This window comes from Shigella sp. FC1544, from assembly GCF_001722145.1.
In the GTDB taxonomy this organism is placed as follows: Bacteria; Pseudomonadota; Gammaproteobacteria; order Enterobacterales; family Enterobacteriaceae; genus Escherichia; species Escherichia coli.
On record NZ_MECT01000163.1, the window covers coordinates 1 to 4,033 of the forward strand.

The 4,033-nt window shown below is 51.0% G+C and carries 7 protein-coding genes; all 7 read left to right on the forward strand.

Annotation, left to right across the window (positions count from 1 at the left end):
• The first annotated feature begins 72 nt into the window (after nt 1–72).
• The 7 genes from BGK49_RS10245 (at nt 73) to BGK49_RS10275 (ending at nt 3,849) form a co-directional block, all read left to right on the forward strand.
• A complete protein-coding gene (locus tag BGK49_RS10245; RefSeq protein WP_242412557.1) occupies nt 73–336 on the forward strand; it encodes a hypothetical protein in 264 nt (87 codons plus the stop codon).
• A 291-nt stretch (nt 337–627) separates the two neighbouring features.
• Nucleotides 628–783, forward strand: coding sequence for a type I toxin-antitoxin system toxin HokD (gene hokD / locus BGK49_RS10250; protein ID WP_000813254.1), 156 nt, complete (start codon nt 628–630; stop codon nt 781–783).
• Between the two features lie 216 nt (nt 784–999).
• Nucleotides 1,000–1,251: a protein Rem gene (gene rem, locus BGK49_RS10255; protein ID WP_000980988.1), complete on the forward strand. Its 252-nt coding sequence runs from the start codon at nt 1,000–1,002 to the stop codon at nt 1,249–1,251.
• A gap of 66 nt (nt 1,252–1,317) precedes the next feature.
• Nucleotides 1,318–1,596, forward strand: a complete 279-nt coding sequence (locus tag BGK49_RS10260; protein WP_032335658.1) for a hypothetical protein — start codon at nt 1,318–1,320, stop codon at nt 1,594–1,596.
• Between the two features lies 1 nt (nt 1,597).
• The gene (locus BGK49_RS10265) at nt 1,598–2,644 is read left to right on the forward strand and encodes a DUF968 domain-containing protein (RefSeq protein ID WP_001265099.1); all 1,047 of its coding nucleotides are present in this window, start codon (nt 1,598–1,600) and stop codon (nt 2,642–2,644) included.
• 12 nt (nt 2,645–2,656) lie between these two features.
• A complete protein-coding gene (locus BGK49_RS10270) occupies nt 2,657–3,031 on the forward strand; it encodes a RusA family crossover junction endodeoxyribonuclease (protein ID WP_000904094.1) in 375 nt (124 codons plus the stop codon).
• Nucleotides 3,028–3,849 carry an antitermination protein gene (locus BGK49_RS10275; protein ID WP_000762933.1) on the forward strand — a complete coding sequence of 274 codons (822 nt, stop codon included), beginning with the start codon at nt 3,028–3,030 and terminating at the stop codon, nt 3,847–3,849. The genes BGK49_RS10270 and BGK49_RS10275 overlap by 4 nt, the downstream gene beginning before the upstream one ends.
• Nucleotides 3,850–4,033 lie beyond the last annotated feature (184 nt).

The window sequence follows — 4,033 nt, forward strand, 5'->3', positions numbered from 1 at the left end:
TAGTGCGCTGGGTTATCGCTCGCCACGGGAATATCTGCGGCAGCGGGCTTGTAATGGGTTAAGTGATAACAGATGTCTGGAAATATAGGGGCAAATCCAAAGATGGATATTGCTGTTCTGGAAATCGCACTGGTATCGCTGGCAGCAGAGCCAGCCGGTAAATTGCATGAATACAAACCAGTGGGATATCAGCGTCTGGTCGATGAGTTAACCATGCTGGTAAAGCAGTTAACCTGGCAACTGAGGAAAGCGAAGCCAGACTGCAAATTACCGGATAAGGCGATGAGTTATCTGGAGCGGAACGGACTGATAAGCGTGGAGGATATTTTACGATGACCTGGCCTGAAGCATTAACAACGGTAGGAATTGCGATGGCGGTGGCGCTGGTGGTGTATTCGATTTGCCGCTGGGGATAAAAACGGTTTGCGGGAAAAGGAGAGTTAAGTAGAATTGCAGCGGGTGCTTGAGGCTATCTGTCTCAGGCATGAACACCAAAAGGCAGATAGAGAAAAGCCCCAGTTAACATTACGCGTCCGGCAAGACGCTTAACATTAATCTGAGGCCATATCTATGCTCTACACACGTAGGTTAGCCTCTTACGTGCCGAAAGGCAAGGAGAAGCAGGCTATGAAGCAGCAAAAGGCGATGCTAATCGCCCTGATCGTCATCTGTTTAACCGTCATTGTGACGGCACTGGTAACGAGGAAAGACCTCTGCGAGGTACGAATCCGAACCGGCCAGACGGAGGTCGCTGTCTTCACAGCTTACGAACCTGAGGAGTAAGAGACCCGGCGAGGGAGAAATCCCTCGCCACCTCTGATGTGGCAGGCATTCTCAACGCACCCGCACTTAACCCGCTTCGGCGGGTTTTTGTTTTTATTTTCAACGCATTTGAAGTTCTGGACGGTGCCGGAATAGAATCAAAAATACTTAAGTAGCGCGCAGGGATAAGAGGGATGGTCCCTTAAAGGGGAGAGCTAATTATCCGGAAGGATTCTGATGATGAACATCGAAGAACTGCGTAAAATTTTTTGTGAAGATGGCCTCTATGCTGTGTGCGTTGAAAATGGAAATATTGTTAGTCATTACCGCATTGTGTGTTTGCAAAAAAATGGGGCTGCGTTAATTAATTTTGTGGATGCCCGAGTGACGGACGGATTTATCTTGCGCGACGGTGAGTTTGTCACTTCATTACAGGTATTGAAAGAGATCGGAATAAAAGCTGGCTTTTCTGCTTTTTCAGAAGAATAAACTCATCTACAATCTTGCGCGGGGCTGAACTCCCGCTGAGTAACACCGTGCCACCGGAGAAAACCGATGGCACGCAACGCAAAATATTACAAACATGATAATTCGACCGTTCTTGCCCACACGCACGAGCGGTATTCTCACGCATTTAAGTCAGACTGGTACCAGCATCCCCCATGCACTGAAGAACAGGCCGAATGGCTCATTCAGTGTTACCGCAGGCGCGGATGCGAGGTTAAAAAAGCCCTTAGCCTCGACTACCGTCACTGGATAATCTCCGTCAGGCTTCCTTACTCCGAACGCCCACCGCGTCTGTCCCGCACATACCAGCAACGCATCTGGAGATAACGTGCGGGTATTACTTCGACCTGTTCTGGTACCGGAACTCGGGCTGGTGATCGTTAAGCCGGGCCGTGAATCCATGCCGGTATTCCACAATACCCGGGTACTGGTGGAGCCGGAACCGAAAAGCATGCGTAATCTGCCGTCCGGGGTCGTTCCTGCCGTTCGCCAGCCGCTGGCGGAGGATAAATCATTACTGCCATTTTTCAGCGACGAACGAGTGATTCGTGCTGCTGGTGGCGCTGGCGCATTGTCTGACTGGTTACTGCGCCATGTTAAATCCTGCCAGTGGCCACACGGCGATTATCACCACAGTGAAACCGTCATTCACCGTTATGGTACCAGCGCAATGGTGTTGTGCTGGCACTGCGACAACCAGCTGCGCGACCAGACCTCCGAATCACTCGGGCAACTTGCTCACCAAAACCTGTCTGCATGGATGATTGACGTCATACGCCATGCAATGAATGGCTCGCAGGAACGGGAATTATCGCTGGCTGAATTATCCTGGTGGGCGGTCCGCAATCAGGTGGCGGACGCGCTACCGGAAGCGGTATTACGTCGTTCGCTGGGGTTGCGTGCGGAAAAAATCCGCTCAATGTACCGTGAAAGCGACATCGTACCGGGAGAGCAGACCGCCACCAGCATACTGAAGCAGCGCACAAAAAATCTTGCGCCGCTGCCTCACGCCCACCAGCAAAACCCGCCACAGGAAGAGACGGTGGTCAGCATTGCCGTTGATCCTGAGTCTCCGGAATCTTTCATGAAACGACCTAAACGTCGCCGCTGGGTTAACGAGAAATACACACGCTGGGTGAAGACACAGCCGTGTGCGTGTTGTGGTAAGCCAGCCGACGATCCCCATCACCTGATTGGTCATGGTCAGGGCGGAATGGGGACAAAATCTCACGATATTTTCACGCTACCGCTGTGTCGGGAGCATCACAACGAGCTTCATGCGGATCCTCTGGCGTTCGAAGAAAAGCATGGTTCTCAGGTTGATTTAATTTTTCGTTTTCTTGATCACGCCTTTGCAACTGGCGTGCTTGGGTAAAAGAGGTGACTGATGCTCATAGATTTGGTTTTACCTTACCCGCCGACGGTGAACACTTACTGGCGACGCCGTGGCAGCACATATTTTATCTCGGAGGAGGGAAAGCGTTATCGCCGGGCTGTGGCGCTTATTGTTCGCCAGCAGCGGCTGAAATTAATCCTGTCCGGAAGGCTGGCGATAAAGGTGATTGCAGAGCCACCGGATAAGCGTCGTCGCGACCTGGACAATATCCTGAAAGCACCGCTGGATGCGCTGACGCATGCGGGAGTGTTAATGGACGATGAGCAGTTTGATGAAATCAATATCGTTCGTGGTCAGCCAGTATCTGGTGGACGTATGGGGGTGAAGATTTACCCCATAATGCATGAAGAGCAGGTCAAAAAATGAAACTGGAAGATTTACCGAAATACTACTCCCCAAAATCCCCTGGCCTGACCGATGTATCGGCCTCAACGTCAAAAGATGCGCTGAGTATCACTGATGTGATGGCCGCGCAGGGCATGACACAGAATCGGGCTGAGATGGGGTTTTCTGCGTTCCTGGGGAAAATGGGCATCAGTATGAATGACAGGGCGCGGGCAACAGAATTACTGGCAGATTATGCACTCAGTCGGTGCGATCGTGTGGCGGCGTTGAGAAAACTTCCGGCAGAAATAAAACCGGTAGTGATGCGCATTATGGCTTCGTACGCTTTTGAGGATTATGCCCGCAGCGCAGCGAGTAAAAAGCAGTGCCCTTGTTGCTATGGGGAAAAATTTATTGAAAGCGTAGTTTTTACAAACAAGGTCCAGTATCCGGATGGTAAGCCGCCGGTATGGGCAAAGTGTACGAAAGGTGTGTATCCGTCTTACTGGGAAGAATGGAAAAAAGTCAGGGAGGTGGTAAAAGTTGCCTGTCCGGAGTGTGGCGGAAAGGGTGAGGTTTCCACCGCCTGTAAGGATTGCCGTGGGCGTGGTGTCGCCATTCATCGTGAAGAGTCGGTAAAACGTGGTATGCCTGTTATCAGAGACTGCCAGCGTTGTGGTGGTCGTGGCTGTGAAAGACTACCATCAACGGAGGCATTTAATGCCATATGCAAAGTGACGAGTGCTATCACGCTTGATACGTGGAAAAAATCAGTGAAACGCTTTTACGATACGTTGGTGGTTCGGTTTGACATTGAAGAGGCATGGGCGGAGCGGCAGTTAAAGAGGGTAACGCGATAGTGTTGTTGATTTTTCCCGAATCTGTGGTAAATTTGCTCTAACGATGGGCGTTTTATGCCTGACGTTAGAAGATTTTTTACACCCCGCCGCCTGGCGGGTTTTTTATGACTGAAATCGCGTCAGTACAGTAAACGCGCTGGTGGCGGTGAATACCTGTCTTTCAGCTTGCTGGCTTTTTCGACAA

Excerpts from the sequence above, each read along its gene's own strand:
- BGK49_RS10245 (WP_242412557.1), top strand. The coding sequence starts at position 73 with ATGTCTGGAAATATAGGGGCAAATCCAAAGATGGATATTGCTGTTCTG.
- hokD (WP_000813254.1), top strand. The coding sequence starts at position 628 with ATGAAGCAGCAAAAGGCGATGCTAATCGCCCTGATCGTCATCTGTTTA.
- rem (WP_000980988.1), top strand. The coding sequence starts at position 1,000 with ATGATGAACATCGAAGAACTGCGTAAAATTTTTTGTGAAGATGGCCTC.
- BGK49_RS10260 (WP_032335658.1), top strand. The coding sequence starts at position 1,318 with ATGGCACGCAACGCAAAATATTACAAACATGATAATTCGACCGTTCTT.
- BGK49_RS10270 (WP_000904094.1), top strand. The coding sequence starts at position 2,657 with ATGCTCATAGATTTGGTTTTACCTTACCCGCCGACGGTGAACACTTAC.
- BGK49_RS10275 (WP_000762933.1), top strand. The coding sequence starts at position 3,028 with ATGAAACTGGAAGATTTACCGAAATACTACTCCCCAAAATCCCCTGGC.